18 protein-coding genes are annotated in these 21379 nt (G+C 57.6%); 7 read left to right on the top strand and 11 right to left on the bottom strand.

The window, feature by feature from the left end; translation table 11 throughout:
- The first annotated feature begins 40 nt into the window (after nucleotides 1-40).
- Both LF252_RS00330 and LF252_RS00335 read left to right on the top strand, forming a co-directional pair.
- The gene (locus LF252_RS00330; protein WP_226266017.1) at nucleotides 41-2281 is read left to right on the top strand and encodes a xanthine dehydrogenase family protein molybdopterin-binding subunit; all 2241 of its coding nucleotides are present in this window, start codon (nucleotides 41-43) and stop codon (nucleotides 2279-2281) included.
- A 188-nt stretch (nucleotides 2282-2469) separates the two neighbouring features.
- Nucleotides 2470-4044: a M28 family metallopeptidase gene (locus LF252_RS00335; RefSeq protein ID WP_226266020.1), complete on the top strand. Its 1575-nt coding sequence runs from the start codon at nucleotides 2470-2472 to the stop codon at nucleotides 4042-4044.
- Nucleotides 4045-4265: 221 nt separating this feature from the next.
- Here LF252_RS00335 and LF252_RS00340 read toward each other — a convergent pair whose 3' ends face one another.
- From LF252_RS00340 to LF252_RS00350, 3 genes are all read right to left on the bottom strand, one after another.
- A complete protein-coding gene (locus tag LF252_RS00340; protein ID WP_226266022.1) occupies nucleotides 4266-5714 on the bottom strand; it encodes a carbohydrate-binding protein in 1449 nt (482 codons plus the stop codon).
- 313 nt (nucleotides 5715-6027) lie between these two features.
- Nucleotides 6028-6522, bottom strand: a complete 495-nt coding sequence (locus LF252_RS00345; RefSeq protein ID WP_226266024.1) for a hypothetical protein — start codon at nucleotides 6520-6522, stop codon at nucleotides 6028-6030.
- A 62-nt stretch (nucleotides 6523-6584) separates the two neighbouring features.
- Entirely contained in the window at nucleotides 6585-7445 is an 861-nt protein-coding gene (locus tag LF252_RS00350) for a dienelactone hydrolase family protein (RefSeq protein ID WP_226266026.1), read from the bottom strand.
- 191 nt (nucleotides 7446-7636) lie between these two features.
- On the opposite strand from LF252_RS00350, the gene LF252_RS00355 reads away from it, so the two are divergent.
- The 3 genes from LF252_RS00355 to LF252_RS00365 all read left to right on the top strand — a co-directional run bounded on the left by LF252_RS00355 (nucleotide 7637) and on the right by LF252_RS00365 (nucleotide 10514).
- Nucleotides 7637-8413, top strand: a complete 777-nt coding sequence (locus tag LF252_RS00355) for a hypothetical protein (RefSeq protein WP_226266028.1) — start codon at nucleotides 7637-7639, stop codon at nucleotides 8411-8413.
- A 164-nt stretch (nucleotides 8414-8577) separates the two neighbouring features.
- A complete protein-coding gene (locus tag LF252_RS00360; protein ID WP_226266040.1) occupies nucleotides 8578-9618 on the top strand; it encodes a sensor histidine kinase in 1041 nt (346 codons plus the stop codon).
- A gap of 131 nt (nucleotides 9619-9749) precedes the next feature.
- Nucleotides 9750-10514 carry a LytR/AlgR family response regulator transcription factor gene (locus LF252_RS00365; RefSeq protein ID WP_226266042.1) on the top strand — a complete coding sequence of 255 codons (765 nt, stop codon included), beginning with the start codon at nucleotides 9750-9752 and terminating at the stop codon, nucleotides 10512-10514.
- Between the two features lie 84 nt (nucleotides 10515-10598).
- Here the strand turns inward: LF252_RS00365 and LF252_RS00370 are convergent, their stop codons facing one another.
- Nucleotides 10599-10967 carry a cupin domain-containing protein gene (locus tag LF252_RS00370; protein ID WP_226266044.1) on the bottom strand — a complete coding sequence of 123 codons (369 nt, stop codon included), beginning with the start codon at nucleotides 10965-10967 and terminating at the stop codon, nucleotides 10599-10601.
- A 68-nt stretch (nucleotides 10968-11035) separates the two neighbouring features.
- Entirely contained in the window at nucleotides 11036-11275 is a 240-nt protein-coding gene (locus LF252_RS00375; RefSeq protein ID WP_226266046.1) for a Kazal-type serine protease inhibitor family protein, read from the bottom strand.
- A 242-nt stretch (nucleotides 11276-11517) separates the two neighbouring features.
- On the opposite strand from LF252_RS00375, the gene LF252_RS22940 reads away from it, so the two are divergent.
- Both LF252_RS22940 and LF252_RS00390 read left to right on the top strand, forming a co-directional pair.
- On the top strand, nucleotides 11518-11952 hold the full coding sequence (locus LF252_RS22940; RefSeq protein WP_317197830.1) for a CsbD family protein: 435 nt from the start codon (nucleotides 11518-11520) through the stop codon (nucleotides 11950-11952).
- A 128-nt stretch (nucleotides 11953-12080) separates the two neighbouring features.
- Nucleotides 12081-12455 carry a YtxH domain-containing protein gene (locus LF252_RS00390; protein ID WP_226266048.1) on the top strand — a complete coding sequence of 125 codons (375 nt, stop codon included), beginning with the start codon at nucleotides 12081-12083 and terminating at the stop codon, nucleotides 12453-12455.
- Nucleotides 12456-13010: 555 nt separating this feature from the next.
- On the opposite strand, the gene lysS is transcribed toward LF252_RS00390, so the two are convergent.
- The 6 genes from lysS to LF252_RS00420 form a co-directional block, all read right to left on the bottom strand.
- Nucleotides 13011-14573 (bottom strand): lysine--tRNA ligase, encoded by a 1563-nt coding sequence (gene lysS, locus LF252_RS00395; RefSeq protein ID WP_226266050.1) that lies wholly within the window; start codon nucleotides 14571-14573, stop codon nucleotides 13011-13013.
- Between the two features lie 215 nt (nucleotides 14574-14788).
- Nucleotides 14789-15826: a hypothetical protein gene (locus LF252_RS00400; RefSeq protein ID WP_226266052.1), complete on the bottom strand. Its 1038-nt coding sequence runs from the start codon at nucleotides 15824-15826 to the stop codon at nucleotides 14789-14791.
- Between the two features lie 318 nt (nucleotides 15827-16144).
- Complete coding sequence (locus LF252_RS00405; RefSeq protein WP_226266053.1) at nucleotides 16145-18292, bottom strand: carboxy terminal-processing peptidase; 2148 nt, start codon at nucleotides 18290-18292, stop codon at nucleotides 16145-16147.
- Between the two features lie 326 nt (nucleotides 18293-18618).
- A complete protein-coding gene (locus LF252_RS23100; protein ID WP_394370393.1) occupies nucleotides 18619-19455 on the bottom strand; it encodes a hypothetical protein in 837 nt (278 codons plus the stop codon).
- Between the two features lie 184 nt (nucleotides 19456-19639).
- The gene (locus LF252_RS00415) at nucleotides 19640-20008 is read right to left on the bottom strand and encodes a hypothetical protein (protein ID WP_226266055.1); all 369 of its coding nucleotides are present in this window, start codon (nucleotides 20006-20008) and stop codon (nucleotides 19640-19642) included.
- Between the two features lie 132 nt (nucleotides 20009-20140).
- Nucleotides 20141-21337: a proline dehydrogenase family protein gene (locus LF252_RS00420; RefSeq protein ID WP_226266057.1), complete on the bottom strand. Its 1197-nt coding sequence runs from the start codon at nucleotides 21335-21337 to the stop codon at nucleotides 20141-20143.
- Between the last annotated feature and the right edge of the window lie 42 nt (nucleotides 21338-21379).

Raw genomic sequence — 21379 nt, forward strand, 5'->3', positions numbered from 1 at the left:
GAAGGCAGGTATTAGGTATCTGCCCTAGCCACTCCGTACTATGCCTGAAAACCTGCCTACCGTTCCCCCGCCAGTTGCCGCCATTGGTCAACCCATGCGCCGGGTTGATGGCCGCCATAAAGTAACCGGCCAGGCGCGCTACGCCGCCGAGCATGCGGTGCCGGGCGTGGTGCACGGCGTACTGGTAACCGGCAGCATTGCCCGAGGCCGCATCAGGGCGCTGGACACTGCGGCGGCCGAAAAAGCTCCCGGCGTACTGGCCATACTCACGCACCGCAACTCGCCCGGCGTACCGGCTTACCAGGATGCCCAGGCCAACAACAACCCCCGGCTGGAAGGCCAGGAGCTGCGCGTGTTCCACGACGACCAGATTCACATCAGCAACCAACCCGTGGCCCTGGCCCTGGCTGATACCCTGGAACACGCCCAGCATGCCGCCGCGCTGGTACGGGTGCAGTACGAGGTGCTGAAGCCCGAAACCGAGCTGGCCGCCCACCGCAGCCGGGGCATCAAGCCGAAAAAAGCCGATGACTACCTGCGGGGCCAGCCCAACGCCTACCAGAACGCGCCGGTACACATCGAGCAGGAGTACCGCACACCCGTGCAGGTGCACAACCCCATGGAGCCCCACGCTGCCATTGCCCACTGGCTGAGCCCGCAGCAACTCACGGTGTACAACAAAACCCAGGCCCCGGCCCTGGCCAAGCAGGATTTGATGCGCATGTTTAAGCTGCCCGAGGGCGGAGTGCAGGTGCATTCCACATTCGTGGGTGGGGCATTTGGCGGGGCTTCGCGCATCTGGCCCCAGGAGGTAGCCGCTATTTTGGGGGCGAAGCTGGTGGGCCGACCGGTGAAAGTGGCTCTGCAGCGCCAGCAGATGTTTAACCTTGTGGGCTACCGGCCCTGCTCCATCCAGAAAATTGGGCTGGGGGCTACGGCTGATGGGCAGCTAGTGGGCGTGACGCACGAGGCTTACGGGCAAACCTCGCGCTACGAGGAATTCACGGAGCGCATCGTGGACCCTACCAAATCGGCCTACCGCACGCCCAACCTCAACACCCGCTACCAACTAGTGCCCCTGGACCTAAGCACTCCCGCCTGGACGCGCGGCCCCGGTGAAGCCAGCGGCTCATTTGCCATGGAATCGGCTATGGATGAGCTGGCCTATGCCCTGAACATGGACCCGCTGGTCCTGCGGCTGAAAAACTTTGCCAACGTAGACCCCGTGGACGACAAGCCCTGGTCGAGTAACCAGCTGCGCCGCTGCTACGAGCAGGGCGCCGAGCGGTTTGGGTGGAGCAAACGGCCCCCGCAACCCCGCGCCACCCGCGACGGACAGTGGCTGATAGGGTGGGGCATGAGTATGGGCATTTATAAAGCCGAGCGCACTAAAGCCAGCGCCCGGGCCCAACTCTTCGCCGATGGCCACCTGCTGGTACAAAGCGCCACCGCCGACGTAGGCCCCGGCACCGCCACCATCATGAGCCAGATTGCCGCCGACGCCAGCGGGGTACCCGTGGAAAATATCCTTTTTGAGCTGGGTGATTCGAGCCTGCCACCCGCGCCGGGGCAGTTTGGTTCCCACACGGCCGCCTCGGTAGGCTCGGCGGTGCACGCCGTGTGTATTGCACTGCGCCAGCAGTTGCAGGAGTTGGCCGTGCGCGCCCCGGAATGGGCCAGGCGCAAGCTGAAACCGGAAGAGGTAGTGCTGGAAAACGGCATGGTTCGCCAAGCCCGCCATCCAAAAGAGCAACTTTCGTACACTGAACTGCTGCGCCAACACAACCTCATGGGCCTCGTCCTGACCCGGGAAGCCGACAAAGGGCCCGAGCAGGAGCAGTACTCGGGCAAGTCGTTTTGCGCCAATTTTGTGGAAGTGCGGGTGCATGAGCCTACCGGGGAGGTGCGCGTGAGCCGGGTGGTATCGGCGCTGGATGTGGGGCGGGTGCTCAACCCCACAACGGCCCGCTCCCAGGTGTACGGCTCCGTAACCTGGGGTATTGGCATGGCCCTGATGGAAGAAGCCCGCATGGACCACCGTTTCGGCCGCTACCTCAACAACCAGCTGGCCGAATACCACCTGCCCGTAAACGCCGATGTGCCCGACATCGACGTGATTTTCATGGATGAACCCGACCAGCACCTCGACCCTATGGGCGCCAAAGGCATGGGCGAAATTGGCCTGATTGGCTTTACCGCGGCCGTGGCCAATGCCGTGTACCACGCCACAGGCAAGCGCATCCGGGAGCTACCCATCACGCCGGATAAGCTGGTGGGGTAGGAGGTGAAGTGGAGCGGTAACAGGTTCCCAGAACGTCATTCCGAGCGGAGTCGAGGAATGACGTTCTGTTTGATGTACTATATGCTTGGAATGGCGGGCAGGAATAGAAGCAGGTGTTTGCCACGCAACGTCACGCGGTTTTTTGGTTCTTTGGCGGTAGAAACTCCACTCTACAACCAACTTCCCGAATGAACAAACTTCAACTCCTCGCGCTGGCCGGGGGCCTGGCTCTCAGCACGCCTACTTGGGCCCAGCAAGGCACTAAAGCCGACCCGGCCATGCTGGCCAAAATCAAGGATGAGGGAATGAACCGCTCCAAAGTGATGGAAACGGCTTTCTACCTGACGGATGTATGTGGCCCCCGCCTGGCCAACTCGGCTGGCTTGGCCCGTGCCAACGAGTGGACGCAGAAGCAATTCACTACCTGGGGCCTGAGCAAATCTACTATTGAGCCCTGGGGTACTTTCGGCCGCGGCTGGGATATTGAGAAGTCATATGTGGCCATGACCGCGCCGTACTATCACACCCTCATCGGGGCTCCCAAAGCCTGGACGCCCAGCACAAACGGCCCGCTGAAAAAGCAGGTAATTGTGGTGAAAGCCACCACCGAAGCCGAGCTGGACAAGTATAAAGGCCAGCTGCGCGACAAAATTGTGCTGCTGGATGTGGCTAACCCGCCCAAGCCCAGCTTTGAGGCCGATGCCAAGCGCTACACCGCCGAGGAGCTGCAAAAGATGGCCGACTTCAAGCCCGAGCCCCCCACCGCCAAGCCCGACGACGCCGAAATGGAGAAGCGCATGGCCCAGCGCCGCACCATGATGGCCCTGCGCACCAAAATGTCGGATATGATTCTGAGTGAAGGCGCGGCGGCTATCCTGAGCACCCGCGGCGGCTCCGATGGTACCTTCTTCACCTCGAACGGTGCCCCTTATGCGGCTGATGCCAAGCCGGTGCTGCCCGAGCTGGAAATGGCTCCCGAGGACCAGTTGCGCCTTATCCGCCTCGCCGAAGCCGGTATTCCGGTAGAAATTGAGCTGGAAACCCGCACCCGCTTCCAGAACCAGGACCTGAAAGGCTACAACGTGGTAGCTGAAATTCCGGGTACCGACAAAAAGCTGAAAAGCGAAGTGGTAATGCTGGGTGCTCACATTGACTCCTGGCACGCCGCCACCGGCGCCACCGACAATGCCGCCGGCTGCGCCGTAATGATGGAGGCCGTGCGCATTCTGAAAGCCGCGGGGGTGCAGCCCCGCCGTACCATTCGGGTAGCGTTGTGGGGCGAGGAGGAGCAGGGCCTGTTTGGTTCGCGCAACTACGTGAAAAACCACTTTGCCGACCCCGCTACCATGAAGCTGCTGCCCGACCACGAGAAGCTGGCCGCCTACTTCAACCTCGACAACGGAGCCGGTAAAATCCGGGGTATCTACGCCCAGGGCAACGATGCAGCCGCCCCCATCTTCCAGGAGTGGCTCAAGCCCTTCGCCGATATGGGCGCTACCACTGTTACGCTGCGCAACACCGGCGGTACCGACCACCTTTCTTTTGATGCCGTGGGCCTGCCCGGTTTCCAGTTCATCCAAGACCCCCTGGATTACGGTACCCGCACCCACCACACCAACATGGACACCTACGAGCGGCTGCCCGCCGACGACATGAAGCAAGCCTCCGTGGTGGTAGCTTCCTTCGTGTACCAGGCTGCCATGCGCGACGCCAAGCTGCCCCGCAAACCCCTGCCCGCCGCCAAGCCTGAGCAGCGGATGTAGCGGTGAAGTTGTGAAATTGAGGTCATTGCGAGCAACGCGAAGCAATCTGTCCTCCCTAAAGCTCTCAACTTAGACCTACTCAAAAGCCCCTAACGTCAGCACGGACATTAGGGGCTTTTTGCTTTCTAGGCGTTGCGCTCAAAATAGGAAGGATTGCTTCGGCCTCCGGCCTCGCAATGACCTCAACTTCACAACTTCACCCTTCTCCATTTTACTACTAGCTACTGCACTAGCAACTGCTTTGTGATTTTGCTGGTAGCGTTGGTGGCCTGAATCAGGTACACGCCGCTGGGCAGGTTACGGTCCACTTTCACGGCGCTACCGAAGGCCGTGTGCTGCCATACTTGCTTGCCACTTACATCCAGCACCTGCACGGTAGTGGGCTGGGTGAGGTCGGCGTTTTGTAGCTCAATGGTGAGGGCGGAGCCAGTCGACTGAGGGTTGGGGTATACAGCCACATCGAAGGCACCCGTTTTGGCGGGCGTGGTAGCCGTAACGGTTGAGGTATTGGCAGTCCGGGCGCTGCCGGCTTGGGAAATCCGAATCCAGTTCAGGTTCCAGCCGCTGGTTTGGGCAAACACCCCGAAGTTGTACGTGCCGGCGTTGATGTATACGGTTTTCGATACTGTGGTCCAGTTCTGCCAGCCGCCCGTGGCCGGAATGGCCGTGTTGCCCAGCTGGATGGAGCCAGCATTCAAATCCGACGACAGGGTGCCGCCCGAGGGGCTGGCCACGCGGTACTCGATGAGGTAATTGCCGGATACCGGGAAGTTCACGTTGTTGTAAGCCATCCAGTCGCCCTGGTCAATGTAGGCCACGTTCTGGCCCCCGCCCGTATCGGAGCAGCCCTCTACCTGCACGCCGTTCATGCTGCTGTAGCTTTCGGCCTGCAGGGTAACAGCTGAGGAAGCAGTGGTTTTCTGGTACACCCGCACGTAATCCACCGACATGGTAGCGGGCAGCTTGCCCTCGTCCACCGTCTGGCCGGGCCAGTTGCCGGCTACGGCCAGGTTCAGCAGCAGGAAGAAAGGCCGCTGAAACTCCTCAGTGCCGCCCGTGCCGTTGGTAATGTTGATTTCGTGGTACTTGGTGCCATCCACAAACCAGCGGATGTAGGTCGGCTCCCACTCGATGGAATACACGTGGTATGCCTCGGGCGAGGTGATGATGTTGCCGCCGTACTCAGCGTGGCCGTTGCTGTCCCAGTGCACAGTGCCGTATACCTTATTCTCGGAGTTAATGTGCTCCATCACATCAATTTCGCCGCAGGCCGGCCAGCTTACCGTGTTGATGTTGGCACCGAGCATCCAGAACGCCGGCCACAGGCCCTGGCCCAGCGGCATCTTGATGCGGGCCTCCACCTTGCCGTATTTGAATTCCTTGAGGCCCTGCGTTTTCATGCGGGCCGAGGTGTAGGGCATGCCACCTACGCTTTGTTTACGGGCCGTAATCTGCAGCTCGGTGCTGGTGACGGTGGCGTTAGCGCGCTGGTAGTACTGCTTCTCGTTGTTGCCCCAGCCGCCGCCGCCGGTTTCAAATACCCAGCTGGAGCTGATGCTGCCGTTGAACTCATCGGCCCAGACCTGCTGGTAGGTTTGGGCTTGGGCGGTGAAGGAGCCAAGCAGGCACAGAGCCGCGGCTCCCAGAAGGGAGGTAAACTGGTGTTTCATTGGTTGTGTGGGAATTTGGTGGAACGAAAGAGCAGCGGGTACAGCCGAGTCTAATCGGCCAGTTTCGGAGCTTGATCGGCTTCCGAAAGCATCCAAGTATGGTGGGCTTTTTCGGTAAATCCAAGCTGCTCAACGCCATCAAGTCCTATCATCCGGGCAGGATTATACACCTACCGCACAACGTGAATCCTGAGCCCATACTTGCTGCAAATAGACTGTAGCTCACCAAGCAACGGCTACGCCACACGTAAAAAATACGGATATCTGCCAAATCTTTTTGGTAGGTATCCGCATTTATCATACTCATATGGCTTTATAAGTTAGCCAACTGTCGTAACTCAGTCACCATGCGCTCAAGCGCGGCTATGTCAGTTGGTGAGGTTAGGCCTGAATAGTCAATGTGCTGCCGGTCGTAGCGGCGCAAAAAGTCCCGAATTTCCTGCTGGCCCAAGTGCTGAAGCGAAGACGACTCGGAGTACCAGCCTGCCTGAGTTTTCCACCAGGAGTAATTGGCTTGGGTTACTTCATCTACTATTGCGGCGGCATCGGCTGGAAACTCTGATTGCTGATGTACATATTGCACAAACGCATCCGGCAGCCGTACGGCATGAACAGCTACATAATGAAGTAGGCTTTCAGGCCAGTAATAAGTGCCATCAGTGTAGCCAGTTGTGTGCAGGTACTTGCCGCAACCTAGCAGGCAACGCTGCATACCCATCCAATAGTGCAGCGGCCGACCCTGCCACAGATACTGCAGGGCAGTCTGGCGTTCCGTCTCGGGCCAGCTGTCATCTACAAAGCAAGCCACATCGGGAAGTTGAGGCTCCAGTAGGTCCCGCCAATAACCTATGCCAATCAACTCGGCCGCCATTACCCTAACTGTTCCTTAAACAGTTTCAGCGTGCGGCTCCAGGCCAGCTGGGCGGCTTCGGCGTTGTAGCGGGCGGGGGAGGAGTCGTTGTTGAAGGCATGGTTGACGCCCTCGTACACGTACTGCTCATACTTCACGCCGGCCGCTTTCAGGGCCGCTTCCCAGGCATCTTTGCCGGCATTTACCCGCTCATCGAGGCCAGCGTAGTGCAGCAGCAGGTGGGCTTTGATGTTGGCGGCTTCGGCAGCGGGCGGCTGGGTGCCGTAATAAGCCACGGCGGCATTTAGCTGGGCATCGTGGGTGGCGAGGCTGTTGGCCATAGCCCCGCCCCAGCAGAAGCCTACGCAGCCGGTGCGGCCGTTGCAGTCGGGGCGGGCACGCAGGTAGCGCAGGGCGGCCAAGTAATTCTCCAAGTTCTGCTGCTTATCCAGCTTGCCGATGAGCGTGCGGCCCTCGTCCTCGTTAGCCGGCGTGCCGCCGAATACCGACAGGGCATCCACGCCCAGGGCCAGGTAGCCAGCCTGGGCCACGCGCCGGGTTACGTCTTTGATGTGAGGGGTGAGGCCCCGGTTTTCGTGAATCACCACCACGGCCCCGCGCTTCTTCTTGCCCTGTGGGTGCACCAAATAGCCTTTCATTTCTACGCCCGCCGCGCCGGACCAGCTCACGGTTTCTTCCACCAGCTTGTCATCGGCTACCGATACCGTGGCGGCCTGGGCGTAGCCGGGTTCCAGCACGGCCAGCGCGGCAGCGGCCAGGGCCGTACCGCCCGCCAGCTTCACCAGCCGGTCCAGAAACTCTTTGCGTGATAAGGGTGCGTGGGTGTATTCGTCGAAGAGGTTGATAATGCGCTGGTCCATGCGGCTAAGTAGAAAAGGTGGTGGAGAAAGATAGGAAAACCCATCCGAAGCTGCACCGGCACCAAGTCCGCTCGCGCCCCGGTTTCCGGCATTCAGGTGATTTTTCCGGCACTCGTGCGAAATCACCTGCATTCGGGCCGGCCAGGCAGCAGTTTTAGGTCATCAATCACCCCCTTAACCTCACTGTTGCTATGGACACCAACCAACTTGCCCGCGACGTAAAATTCTTGAAAGCCTACGCCCTGGGCGCTACCGTAGTGCCGCTGGTGGCACTGCTCTGCGCTTTCGGTAAGCCCGACAAATCGGTGCACTTCAAGGAAATATCGGTAGAGCGCCTGAACCTAGTGGAGCGTGACGGCACCGTGAAGATGATCATGAGCAACAAGGAGCGGTTTCCGCAGGGCGTGACCATCGACGGCAAGCACATCGACTATAAGCGCGACCATCCCGGCATGCTGTTCTACAACGACAAGGGCGAGGAATGCGGCGGCCTGATTTTCGGGGGCGAGAAGGGCCCCGACGGCAAGCCCTCGGCCGGTGGCCACCTTTCGTTTGACCGATTCGGGCAGGATCAGGTAATTGCCCTGAACTACCAGGAGCAGGGTGGTGGCTACAAGGCCGGCCTCTCCTTCAACGACGCTCCCGACGAATCCATGACGGCCTTGGAGGAGAAGTACCAGAACGCCACGGCCGAGGAAAAGCAGAAAGCCGTGCAGGAAGGCAAGCTGGGCCTGATGCGCCGCCTGTACGTGGGCACCACCGCCGGCCGCTCCTCCGCCATGATTATGGCCGACCAGCGCGGGGCCACCCGCGTAATGCTGGTGGCCAACACCGACCAATCAACCCTCGACTTCAAGGACAGCCAGGGCCGCACCCGCCTCACCATCGGCGTCGATAAAAACAACCAGCCCGTGCTTCGCTTCCTTGATGAAGCCGGCAAAGAAGTGAAAATGGCCGGCCAGCTGTAGGGCATTTGCTGATAGAGCCCGTCATGCTGAGCCTGCCGAAGCATCTCTACCGGAGCTACTCAAAGAAGTTAGCATTGCGGTAGAGATGCTTCGCGGGGCTCAGCATGACGGGCTATGTTTTGCTACCCGCAACTCTCGTAGCTTGCTACTCAAACCTGTTCTGCATGCGCAAAAGGCTCTGGTTTTACCTGTTTCTGTTTGGGTTGGCGTTGCTGCTGGCGCTGTACACCCGCCTGACGATGGCCCCAACGGCGGCGGACTTTTACTTGTTCCCGGATGCGCCGTTCTGGCTGTTTCTGCAGGCGTTGCTGATTGTGGGGCTGCTGGACCGGCTGCACGCCCGGGCCGTGCGCCGGGGGCGGGCTTCGGGACAAGCATCATACTTTTTCGGGCTGCTGTGGCGGGGGGCGTTGCTGTTCGTGGGCCTCACGCAGCTGCTCACGGCGGTGCTGGAGCTCACCCACATCGGGCACGGCAACTACGCGGGCTGGTACCCGGTGGTGCGCAGTCTGTCGTCGGATGCGTTTCTGTACCTGCTGGTGGGCAGCGTGTACCTGCCGTTTCTGTACCAGCAGCACGCCGCCCAGGTGCGGGTAGAGGTGGAGCGGCTGGAGAAGGAAGCCACCCAGGCCCGCCTACAGGCCCTGCAGCAGCACGTGGACCCGCACTTCCTGTTCAACAACCTCAACATCCTGGCCGCCCTCATTGAGCCCGCCAACACCGCCGCCCACGACTACGTGGTGCACCTGGCTAGCCTGTACCGCTACCTGGTGCGCACCCGCCAGCAGGATGCCGTGCCCGTGGCCGAGGAGCTGGCGTTTCTGCGCGACTACCAGTTTCTGCTGCAGCGGCGCTTCGGGGCGGCCTACGTGTTTGAGGAAGACATGCAGGTACCCACCGCCGAGCTGCAGCACCTGCTGGTGCCGCCCGGGGTGGGGCAGGAGCTGCTCACCAATGCCCTTAAACACAACCTGGGCAGCCGCGCCCGGCCGCTGCGCGTGCGCCTCACCCTCACGGCCGATTCCCTGCAGGTGAGCCACGCCCGCCAGCCCCGGCCCGTGCCGGCCCCCGGCGAGGGCAGCGGCCTGGCTGGCCTACGCGCCCGCCTGGCCCTGCTCCACGATACCCCCGTCCGCATCGACGACACCCCCGAGCAATTCAGCGTCACGCTCCCGCTAGTCCGCCGCGCCTCAGTTGCGGAATAGAATAAGTGCCAGCGGTAGACCCTCATGCAGAGCGAGACGAAGCATGACGAGCTACTTTAAAAAGTCTTCTTCTGCAGCAGGCTTTACCCAGTCTTATTACCCAATCCGCATAGTTGCTCTCTCCCTATCCCATGCTCCGCCTGTTATTAATTGAAGACGAAGAGCCTGCTCTCGACCAACTGCGGCGCTTTGCGCTGCAGTACGCGCCGGCGGCTACTATTGTGGGCGAGTGTCAGCAGGTGAGCGAGGCGGCGGATTTCCTGCGTCAGCACCCCGCCCCCGATTTGATCTTGTCAGACATTGAGCTGCTGGACGGCAACGTGTTTCAGCTGTTTCAGCAGGTGGCGGTGAGCAGCCCGGTCATCTTCGTGACGGCCTATGACTCATTTCTGGTGCAAGCCTTTGAACAAAACGGCATTGCCTACGTGCTCAAACCGGTACAGTACGCGCAGTTTGCCGCCGCCATGCAAAAGTTTGAGCGGCTGCGGCAGTCGTTTCAGGGCGCAGCGCTGCAGCAGTTGGCCGCCACGCTGGGCCAGGCCGCGTCGGCCCCCATCTATAAGCAGCGCCTCGTGAGCAAAACCCGGCAGGGCCTGTACCTGCTCGATGTGGCCGACCTGGCCTACTTCCAGCTGCGCAACGGCGTTACGCACGCCGTGGATGCCCAGGGCCGGGCCTACGTGCTCAGCGAAACCCTCAGCCAGCTAGAAGCCCAGCTCGACCCGGCTCAGTTCTTCCGCCTCAACCGCACTGAGTTGGTGCAACTGAGTGCCATTGAGCGGCTGGAACCCTATTTCAATGATACGCTGGTCGTGCACCTCAAAGGCCAGCCGGTAAGCCTTACCTCCAGCTCGCACCGCACTCCTGAGCTGCGTCGCTGGCTAGGCATGAAGTAACGGCACTGCCAAAAAGAACCGGCCACCACGCCTCAGTAAACCAAGGCGTGGTGGCCGGCCTTACTAATGAAAGCAACTGCAGAACTACTCTTCCCGATGTACGGTAGCTGGGCTAAAGGCCGGTACGCACACCGACCAGTACTCGCATTCGGCATCGAAGGGGTTGGAGTAGCGCACCCGCGCTCCGGCCTTGATCAGCAACGATTCGCCGGCTCCCAGCTCCACCACGTCACCGTCAATTTCGAACCGCTTGCGGCCGCGTACTACAATGGTTACCTCGTCAAACTCGGGGCGCTGGTGCGGCTCGCTCCACTGGGGCGGAGCCACCATGTGCGCCACGCTGTATTGGCCAGTGCCGGTGCTGGCCAGGCCAATGTGTTCCTCAATAAGTTTGCCGTCGGTGGTGGGCACCACAAAGGGGCTTTGCTGGCGGAAATAGCGTTTTTCTGGCATAAAAGGATCAAAAAGAGGCCGCAAAGTAGCTTGCTGGTCGCAGAGTTTTCAACTACAATACGAGCAGCCTACTGCTGGCTGGTACCGGGGCAGGCTCCTTGGGTGTACGTTTTCACGCCGGCGTTGCTGGCCTGGCAGGCGTTGCTGTACGTTTGGTTGTTGCAGCCGCACACGGGAGCGTATTCCATCGTGCACATGGCGTCCTTCCGAATTTTGCTTGGGTCGATGCAGTCGGTGGTAGGTGGAGTTTCCCGCTGACAGGCTACCACAGCAGTCAGCGCAACGAAGGAGGCAACTAAGCGAAACATAAGGCGAAACGTGTTGAATGAAGAACAGGCAAGTAGGCCAAATCTGCCGATACTGTACGGGAACAAGTAGTAAGCGGTAAACGAGGATAGGAAAATAGAATATTTTGCTGCGCTAATTTTACTAACCGATAAAACCCCGGCCGTTCTGCCGCGTATAGCTGCCCATAACCGGCCGCTACTCAGCAATAAAGCCGGTTGTTCCTCCGAACCTAATTTTTTCATCCATTCTCTCCCCAAGAATCATGTCGTACCACGAAGAAGACAACTCCGGTAAAATTCTCCTCGCTGCGCTGGCTGGTGCCGGTGCTGGTATCATTGCCGGTCTGCTGATGGCTCCCGATAAAGGCAAAGCTACCCGCGAAAAAATTGGCTCGGCTGCCACCAAATACAGCGGCCAGCTGGGCGAGCAGCTGTCGAAATACGGCGAAGACCTCGACTCGAAATTCAAAGGCTACATCGAAAAGCTGGAAGACTTGGGCATCACTGGTGCTGGCTCCAAGCTGAAGCTGAAAGGCAGCTGGGATGAAGCAAAAGGCAAGCTGAAACAGCAATACGCGCAGCTCACCGACGAAGACCTCGACTACGCTGAAGGTAAAGGCGATGAACTGGTAGGTCGCCTGCAAAACAAGCTGGGTAAAGCCAAGCATGAAGTAGTAAAAATGCTGAACGACCTGTAGGCCGTACAGTATTCCAAAAAAGCCCCGGTCCTGATAGCAGGGTCGGGGCTTTTTTAACTACCACGTGCTGCCGCTCGTTTACAGTCAGTACTACACCGGTTACTTCCACCTCTAATACCACATTGGTTATGCAAGACACAAAAGGCAAAGTAATTTTCTCGTTGCTGGCTGGTGCCACAGCTGGTATTGTGGCGGGCTTGCTGCTGGCACCCGAAACCGGCGAAGAAGCCCGGGCCAACCTGAAAAAATCAGCATCCCGCTTTGGTGGCGACCTGAACAAACTGCTGCAGGAAGGCAAAAACCGGCTTGATGCCCTGAAAGGACAAGCCCCCGCCGATTCGGAGCAACACGTAGCCGACCGCTCTGCCGCCGACGACCTGCTCCGTTCCATGAACGGGCCAGCAGGCCCTCAAACTTCGGAGGCCGGCCGTACGGACGAAGCTGATTCCGACTACGATGGTATGGGCGGCGACTCGCGCCATCATCCCGGCTACCGGAGCTAAAAAAATCTAACGGTGGCATAACCCTTCAGCTTCACGGCCGTTAAAGACTATACAATCTGCTTGAAAAGAAGAGTGGAGATGTTACAAGAGTAAAATTGCCGACCGTAGAGCTTCTGCCGGGAACTGGTCAAACAACCCGGCTGTAAAATCATACGCTGTCCATCGCACGCTTCTCCTGTACACCCTGCTCAGAATGGTAAGCCGATTGTGTATTCGGAAAGCCTCTCGTCCTTTTTTTGACGGGAGGCTTTCTTGTTTTTACCTCAATCCGGAGCCTAGAAAAATTAATGTAACGCTTCCGTAACCTTTGCCTACAGCTGGCGTTAAAGAACACATAACCGACTTACAAGATGTTGAGCGAGCATCTGTTGTAAAATTGCCGGCAGTAGAGCTTCTAGCGGAGAATGGTTAACAAGATCCACTAGTAAAATCGTACTTGCCCATCGCAAGCTTCTGCAGAAATCCTCTGTTCAGCTGAAATAATTAGTCAGTTACAAAAGAAAGCCTCCTGCGTTTATTGGCAGGAGGCTTTCTGATTTTGGTAGCTACCGAAAGTTACGCGTTGGCTTCCGGCTTAGGCGCATTTTCGGATTTAGTGTACTCCGGCTTCATCTGTGGGAAGAACAACACATCCTGGATGGAGTTGGAATTGGTCATAATCATCGACAGGCGGTCGATGCCGATGCCCAGGCCCGCCGTAGGGGGCATGCCGTATTCCAACGCGCGCAGGAAGTCCTCATCGAGTACCATGGCTTCGGTGTCGCCGCGCTTACCCAGCTCCAACTGTTCCTCAAATCGGGCCCGCTGGTCGATGGGGTCATTCAACTCCGAGAAGGCGTTGCAGATTTCCTTGCCGTTGCAAATGGCTTCAAAACGCTCCACCAAGCCCGGCTTTGAGCGATGCTTCTTGGCCAGCGGCGACATCTCCACCGGATAATCGGTAATGAACGTAGGCTGAATGAGTTTCGGCTCCACGTGCTCCCCGAAGATTTCGTCAATGATTTTGGCCTTGCCCATGCTCGGGTCGAGGCCCACTTTCAGGTCTTTAGCAGCGGCGCGCAGCTCATCTTCACTCTTCCCGTCAATGTTGAAGCCGGTGTAGTGCTGAATGGCTTCGGCCATGGTGAAGCGTTTCCAGGGGCGCTGGAAGTTGATAAGATTTTCGCCTACCTGCACTTCGGTTTTACCATGCAGGGCCAGCGCTACGCGTTCCACCATTTCTTCTACCAGGTCCATCATCCAGTAGTAGTCCTTGTAGGCTACGTACAGCTCCATTTGGGTGAACTCGGGGTTGTGGAACCGGCTCATGCCCTCGTTGCGGAAGTCCTTCGAGAATTCATACACCCCGTCGAACCCGCCCACGATGAGGCGCTTCAGGTACAGCTCGTTGGCAATGCGCAGGTACAGCGTCATGTCCAGCGTGTTGTGGTGCGTTTTGAAGGGGCGGGCCGCCGCGCCACCGTACAAAGGCTGCAGAATAGGCGTTTCCACCTCCAGGTAGCCTTTATCGTTGAGGTAGTTGCGCATAGCTTGCACCAGTTGCGTACGTTTCACAAAAGCGTCGCGTACGTGGGGGTTCACCACCAAATCCACGTAGCGCTGGCGGTAGCGCATTTCGGGGTCAGTGAGGCCATCGTACACCACTTCCTCGCCGGTGGCTTCGTCAATGCGCTTCTTCACCACGGGCAACGGGCGCAGGCTCTTGCTCAGCAGCGTGAAGCCGGTTACGTGCACGGAGGTTTCGCCTACCTGCGTTTTGAACACGTGGCCTTTAATGCCCACAAAGTCGCCGAGGTCCACCAGTTTCTTGAACACGGTGTTATAAAGCGTCTTGTCCTCGCCGGGGCAGATTTCGTCCCGGTTGATGTAAAGCTGAATGCGCCCCGACGCGTCCATCAGCTCCGCAAACGAAGCCTTGCCCATCACCCGCACCGACATGATGCGGCCGGCCAGGCTCACCTCCTGAAAGTTATTCAGCTCGGGATGATAGTTGTCGTGGATTTCCTGGGCGTAGAAGTTCACGTCGAATAGCTCGGAAGGGTAGGGCTCAATGCCCAGCTTCTGTAGCTCTTCCAGTTTATTCCGACGAATAATCTCCTGTTCGCTGAGGTGCTGCATGGTACGGGGTGTAAAACGGGGCCAGGGGCCAGTAAAATCAAGCCGCAAAAATAGCGCGGCTTACACACTTATTCGCATAAACCAACAAATACTTAGTTAGTTGGCACCAAAGCCCCGCAAAAAGCAAAAAGCGCCGGCCCAAGGGGCCAGCGCTTACGTGTATATGGAGTTGGGAGGTAAAAGAATCAGAACGGAAGCCGCAGAGAGGTGGCAGCTTATGCGGCCATCTGCAGCGTAGGAGCTTCATCGCGCAGTACGGGCTCAATGCGGGTGCGCAGGCGTTGCTCCACAAACGAGCTCTGCAGGTGCTTAGGCAGCTCGGCCACCAGTTGCTGGTACCGCTCCAGCCCCATTGCCTTGGCCACGTAGGTTTCGTGGATACCGTTGAGGTAGCTCACAATATCGAGCAAAGAGTGGTGGAACAGTTGGAAGTCGATGTCCGCCTCCACAAAGCGCTCAATCTCGCGGCTGGTCTGCGAAATGCGCAGGCGGCCCAGCAGGTCGAAAATAGTAGTGTAGCCCAAGCGCCAGGTAATCTGCTGCCAGTGCGCGGCGGTCCACTTGTCGAGCACCTTACCGGTTTTCTGGCTGCGGATAGCCGTGTTAGGGTTTGCTTGCACCTGCTGGCGAGTAGCCTGGGCTTTTATCTTGCGGGTAGTCCGCAGGAACTGGCCAATCTGAGCCTGCGCGTCAATCTCCTTACCGGCAATGTGCAGCCCGGCCTTATAGCCAGCCAGTGGCAACCGGTGAATGCTGAAGTCGCCGTAAGCGCCAGCAGCGTAGAAGGATATCGGCCGGGGATAGGCGTTGCGCACCACTAAGCGGCCCACTTCCCGGCGAATCAAGGAAGGGTTGTTGCTGCGTACGCCTGTGGTGTACAGGAAAGCCTGCAGACCGGCCATGATAGTGTGGTAAGCCTGCGGGAACGTCCAGTGCAGGGCGTTACGCAGGTAGTCCTCGTCACCAAGCTCGGCAGTGGCCCGCAACGCATACTCAGTGCTCCAGCAAGCGTGCAGTAGCTTGGTCAAGGCTTGCACATCTTCTTCTACCAGCTCGGGCTGATGGGCTCGGAAATAGGGCAAGTGCTGCAGGCCGCCCATTGCGTCGTCGGCCTGCTCGATGTGGTAGTTGATAGCAAAGAAGTAATTCAGAAACACTTGCGCCGGAATCGATTTGCGCCAAGTTTCGTCGGCTTGCTTCTGCTCGTCGGTAATCAGCGGGATGATGGGCGTTTCCATGTCTTTCGTTGTCATATTTACTCAACCAAGATACTAAGAAATAGGTTCTTATTTGCTAAAAATATTGTCATGATATTAGTACAAGTAAAGCATTGTATGTCAGTTATTTGTGATGGTGTAATTTAAGGTGAAGAGAAAAGTATTTTTCAGTCTATTTACTAACGAATAAGATAGAGCCCAAGATGCACTAAATTGCATAGGTGCTCGACAACGCCACAATTAGCAGTGAGTTAATAACTAAGTAATGACCTTATGCTTGCAGCAGGTGCGTAAACGCAAAAAGGCCCCCAGAATGATTTCTAGGGGCCTTTTGCAAACGAAGAAGGCTGAGGCTTAAATCTGGTCTTTCAGCACTGCAACAGCTTCGCGGAGCGTGATGTCCTTCTTCAGAGGCTTTACAAAGCGAGAAGCTCGGTTAACCTTGATAGTATCGGCACCCAGCTGGCGCAGGTCGAAGGCTAGGGGAGCAATGGCCATCGGTTGAGCTGCATTCTGAATGGCCTCGTACTTATCAGACTCGGTTTTAGCCTGCACTTGCTCAGCGCGGTAATTAGCCAGCTTCAGCGACACCTTGGTATCGTCCTTGCGCTTCACCATACGCTGCACCATGTCCGAGAGCTGCTTGAAGCTGGGGCTGGCGTTAACGCGGGCCGTGCTGGATTGCCGCAGTTTGTCAATGGCCGGAGCATTGCTCCATACCCGGTATTTGGCGGGCGTAATTTCATCCCACTTCAAGGGGTAGTCCGTTTCCTTTTCACCCTGGTCGAGGTAGCTATACGCGTCGGGCAGAACGATATCCGGAATCACGCCTTTAAACTGCGTGGACCCACCATTGATACGGTAGAACTTCTGCGTAGTCAACTTCAGCGAGCCAAACGGCTTGATGCTGTTGAACTCAGCCGGCATAGCGTCGTCGAGGTCGAAAATGCGCTGCACTGTGCCTTTGCCGTAGGTGCTGGCCGAGCCCATAATCACGCCACGCTTGTAATCCTGAATAGCCGCGGCCAGGATTTCGGAAGCCGAGGCGCTGTACTTGTTTACCAGTACCACCAGTGGGCCACTGTATTGCACGCGGGGGTCACGGTCGTTGAGGATGGTGGCCGAGCCTTGGCCGCCACGCACCTGCACTACCGGGCCGCTGTCGATGAACAGGCCGGCCATTTCCACGGCGTCCTGCAGGGAGCCACCGCCGTTAAAGCGCAGGTCGAGAACTACACCTTGTACATTCTCCTGCTTCAGCTTCTCCAATTCCTTCTTCACATCAGCAGCCGAGCTACGGCCGCCGTTGTCGTTAAAGTCGGCGTAGAAATTAGGCAGCTTGATGTAGCCCAGCTTCTTGCCATTTTCGTTGATGGTGGCCGACTGTGCGTAGGTTTCCTCAATTACCACCACGTCGCGGATAATCGGAATTACTTTGGTGCTGTTGTCGGGCTTACGCACGGTTAAGCGTACTTCGGTGCCTTTTTTGCCGCGAATCAGTCCGATTGCCTTATCCAAGCGCCAGCCTTCCACCGATACGGGTTCTTCTGAGCCCTGCGCTACCCGAATGATGGCGTCGCCAGCTTTCAACTCACCCTGGCGGTACGAAGCCGAGCCGGGCACGATATCAGCTACTTTAATCTGGCCGTCTTTCTCCTGCAGCGTGGCTCCAATACCTTCGAAACGTCCAGTCATGGCAATGTCGAAGTTGTCTTTGTCGCGGGGAGCAAAGTATTCGGTGTGGGGGTCGTACGTGTTGGCAATGACGTTGGCGTAGGAAGCCAGCCGGTCATTGGCGTCTGTCTGCGACAGATCTTTGAAGTAATCGTCGAAATACTTCAGTACGCGCTTACGAGCTTCGGCTTCCATTTGGGCCGGAGTGCGGGTGGGTTCAGACGTAGTAACGGCCGAAGCGGTAGCCGTGGTAGAAGCCAGCGGCTTATCCTTTTTCTTGGACTGCTCATCCATCATTTCTGACACACGCACCAGCGTCTGGTACTTCAGAAACTTACGCCACTCTTCTCGCTGAGCGGCCGGGTTAGCAGCGTAGGTTGCCTTATCGGGCTCGGTTTCGAAGTTTTCGTCGGTAGTAAAATCGAAAGGCTGCGCCAGAATTTCGCGGTACAGGCCCTGCACGTCTTTCACCCGCTGATTCATAATCTGAGTGCTCTTATCTAAGAACTCGTGCGTGCCACGTTGCACCTCGTCGTCAATATCCTTCTGATATTGCGACAGGGCGGCCACGTCGGATTGCAGCAGAAACTTCTTGCTACCGTCCAGGCGCTTCAGATACAGGTCAAACACACGTTTGGAGAAGGCGTCATCAATACGCTCGGGCTGGTAGTGCGCAGCACTAAGGCCCTGCAGCATGGCTTTGATGAGGACCTCATCCTTCTGAGGGTTGCTGCCGTCGTTGCGCCGGTATAGCTTGTAAGAAGCCAGCACAAACACCGCCAGCAACACCGAGGCATATAGGCCTATTTTGAGTCGGGGGGAGGACATGAACGAGGGGGTGAAATGAGGAAAATTCCGGAACAAGTGGTAGCCCACAATTGGGGTACGAACGGCATTAGCGGCCGGTTGTATTACTCAACGCTGCCATCAATGTAATAAGTGCCCTAGATGCGTTGCTGTTCCTGTTTACTACGCAAAGGGGCAAAAAACAGTCCTGAGGTTGCACAGCGCTGTCCGCTGTAATTCCGTGAATATAGTGGTTCAGCAAATAAGCGCCCAAAAATGAATACTCTGTGAGCCTGTTTATCAGCTACGACAAAAAAAGGCCTTTCCCGCAGTGGGAAAGGCCTTTTCAGAACTACTTGAGCGTGTGCTTAGTAGCGGCGTACTTTGTCGCCGCTGCTCCGGCGGAACTCTTCTTCAAAGTAACGGGCATCTTCTTCGTTGCGAGGACGCACACCCATTACAATGTTGCCGTTTTTCACGTCGGTTTCGTACTCAGTGGCGTGCTCTTCGGGAATGCCCGAGCCTACCAGAGCGCCTACCAAGCCACCCGTGAGGCCACCAGCACCGGCACCAGCCAGAGCAGCAGCAATTGGACCAGCAATTACCAAGCCTAGGCCCGGCAGAGCTACAGAAGTACCGATGGCGGCAATGGCACCAATTACTGCACCGGCAGTACCACCGATGGCCGAGCCTACGCCAGCACCTTCCATGGCTTTGTCGCCGAGGTCAGTGTCGGGGGTGTTCTCGCCAAAGTGGCGCTTGCGGGTGTCGTCCGACATCAGCAGGTTCACGTCGTCTTTCGAGTAGCCACGCGACGACAGTGACTCGTAGGCACGCTCAGCGCTAGCACGGTCACGGAAGGAGCCGGTGGTGTAGTTGCTGCCTGAGCCGTACGTGCGGTCGGAGCCGGTTACTGCGCGGGCGGCGTCGCCAGCAGCATTTTGGGTTGCATCAATACCAGCACCTACGGCGGCTCCTACCGAACCTGCTACATCAGCACCTTTCTGGGTGGCGCTATAGTCATGGTGGGGGTTTGAATCAGACGAGGAAGGTACCGACGAATTGCTAGTGGACGAGTTGCCCATATTGCCACTCGAAGTAGTGTTAGCACCTGTGCCGTAACCAGTACCGGCCGAGCCAGTACCATAGTTAGCGCCTGAACCAGTACCTGAGTTAGCGGGGTTAATCGAATCGTTGGTGTTCATGGGGTGGGGGATTTATGAATGAATAGGAGAGAGACGCCAGCGGAGGGAAGTGGAAAGGATTCCGCCGCAGGGTTTCGAGGTAGCTTAACGCAGCCTGCTACATGAGGTTACGCTTACACTATCTATGATTTCCTATTTATTCACGCAATAAGCCCATTTCTGACCCCATTAGCCCATTTTTCGCTTAAGCAAATTTTTCGAAATTCTCATCATTCTGCCAGAAGGCCCGGCACTCCCGGCGCATGTTTTTCAGGAAATCTTCCTGCTGCTTCAGGGTCCGCCACTCACCCATTCCAAGCCGCTCGCACAGCTTATAAAAAGAGTCGCCCTGGCCTTTGGAGCCTTCCACCTTTACTAGGCAACTGAGAACGGGCCGGCCGGCGGCGTACTCCTGCTCAGAAATTTCAGCAAGGATTTCGTTCAAGCGGGCCTTCTCGTGAGAAATATCTAGGTTAAAGCCAAGCTCGGCTTCCTGAACCAAGTTCAGATAGCTGGTGGTGCCTACCTGAGTGCGGGAAAAACGGATTAAATGGCTGCGTACTCGGCCAGTCATGGGCGGGAAAGATGGAGGAGTTGAAAGCGGAATGTAACAAAAAAAAGTCCGTTGCGTAAAGGCGGGCCTTTGCGCAACGGACAGGGGTTTGCCAAAAACTGTGCCGTTCAGGAAGTTGTGCTGCTGGGTGGCTTACGAGTTCTGTAGCTTGCGGCGGTTCATTTCCTTCTGAATCAGCAAAAACTCACGGCTGGTTTGACCAGCAATGGCAGTGTTTTCATCGGCCCGGCGTAACAGATAGGGCATTACTGCGGCTACCGGGCCATAGGGCACATACTTAGCAGTATTGTAGCCAGCGTGGGCCAGATTATAGGTGAGGTTGTCGCTCATACCATAGAGCTGCGCAAACCACACGCGGGTGTCGCCGGGCTGAATATCGTACTCCTGCATCAGTTGCGTGAGCAGTAAGGAACTGGCCTCATTGTGAGTACCAGCGCACACGCTGATGCGGTCGAGGTGCTGCACGCAGAAGCGCAGGGCCGCATTGTACAGCTCGTCGGTGGCGTTTTTGGATGGGTTGATGGGAGTAGGGCGGCTCTGCTGGGCAGCTACGCGGGCTTCTTTTTCCATGTAAGCACCGCGCACCAGCTTAGCCCCGATGTAGTAGCCCCCGGCCACGGCATCAGCGTAGGCTTTTTCGAGGGCCGTTAACCGGTCGTGCCGGTACAGCTGGTACGTATTCCAAACGATGGGCGCTTCCTGGTTGTAGCGCTGCATCATCTCATAGGTTAGCTGATCTACGGTTTCCTGAAACCAGCTTTCCTCTGCATCCACAAACACACGCACTCCGTGCTGGTGCGCCCGGGCGCAAATAGCATCCACCCGTTTGCGGGTTTTCTCGTAGCTGGTTTGCTCCTTCTGCGTCAGGGGGGCACCAGCCTGAATTTTCTCCAGAATGCCCGCGTCGCCGATACCGGTTACTTTGAACACGCTGAATGGAATATGCTGCGAGCGGCTGGCCAGCTCAATAGTGGCCAGAATTTCGGTGGTGGTAGCGTCAAAGCTTTTGTCGTCGCCCTCGCCTTCCACAGAGTAATCCAAGATGGTGCCGATGCGGTAGCGGCCCAGTTCCTGAATAACCGGCAGGCATTCCTGAATGGTTTCGCCGCCGCAGAACTGCTCAAAGATGGATTTCTTGATGAGAAACTTGGTGCCAGGAATATGCCACTTCAGTGCCGTCTTCATCAAGCCGCCGCCGGTTTTTACCAGCGCATTATTATTCATAGCGGCAAACAGGGCGTACATCTTGCGGAGCTCACCATTGGAGCGAGAAGCAAAAGCAACGGCCGTATCGTCGAAGGAAACGGATGGGGCTTGGGTCACGGGCATACACTGGGTGGTTAGGCAGCACACGGGGTGGCAGCTGCGCCG

Source organism: Hymenobacter pini (genome assembly GCF_020421205.1).
GTDB lineage: Bacteria > Bacteroidota > Bacteroidia > Cytophagales > Hymenobacteraceae > Hymenobacter > Hymenobacter pini.